We start from the raw sequence: 766 nt of genomic DNA on the forward strand, positions 1-766 counted from the left end.
CGCACCTCTCCAAGGGAGCCCCTCGTGACCCAGCGCAGCCTCGTCCTCCTCAAGCCCGACGCCGTCCGTCGTGGCCTGACCGGCGAGATCATCAGCCGTATCGCGCGCAAGGCCGGCTGGCAGATCACCGCGCTGGAACTGCGGACCCTGGACGCCGAGACGCTGGAGCAGCACTACGGCGAGCACAAGGGCAAGCCCTTCTACGAGCCCCTGGTCGAGTTCATGGCGTCCGGTCCGGTCGTCGCGATGGTCGTCGAGGGCGAGCGGGTCATCGAGGGCGTGCGCGCGCTGGCCGGTCCGACCGACCCGATCGCCGCCGCGCCCGGCTCCATCCGGGGCGACTTCGGCGTGATCGTCCGCGAGAACCTGATCCACGCCTCGGACTCCGAGGAGTCCGCCGAGCGCGAGCTGAAGATCTTCTTCCCGGGCCGGGTCTGATCCGCCTTCGGGACACGCCGGAGAGGCCTTTTTTCTGACACCACGTCAGCCGAATGGACCGGAGAGAGCCGGGGCGGTCGCGCGAAAGCGACCGCCCTGTGGCATATGCGCGCCTGTTCGGGGGAACGGATCCCACCGTTGGCCCGTCTCCACGAGCGAGGCGGTGCGCCATCTGCTGACAATGGCGAAGACCCTCGCGCAGTGTTCGCGAAAGCGCGTCTACGATGGAAGCCTCCACGCGTCACTGCACCCACTTCGCCGACCTGAAAAGCCCTCAAAAGCTCCTGGGAAGGCCAGTCGAATCCTGATGGGGAACTCAATGTCGTTC

At 67.4% G+C, this 766-nt stretch carries 1 protein-coding gene; it reads left to right on the top strand.

Annotated elements, in window-relative coordinates:
* Positions 1-24 precede the first annotated feature (24 nt).
* Entirely contained in the window at positions 25-438 is a 414-nt protein-coding gene (gene ndk / locus DMC61_RS40890) for a nucleoside-diphosphate kinase (protein WP_125695768.1), read from the top strand.
* Positions 439-766: the final 328 nt, after the last annotated feature.

Source organism: Amycolatopsis sp. WAC 04169, from assembly GCF_003947535.1.
GTDB lineage: Bacteria > Actinomycetota > Actinomycetes > Mycobacteriales > Pseudonocardiaceae > Amycolatopsis > Amycolatopsis keratiniphila.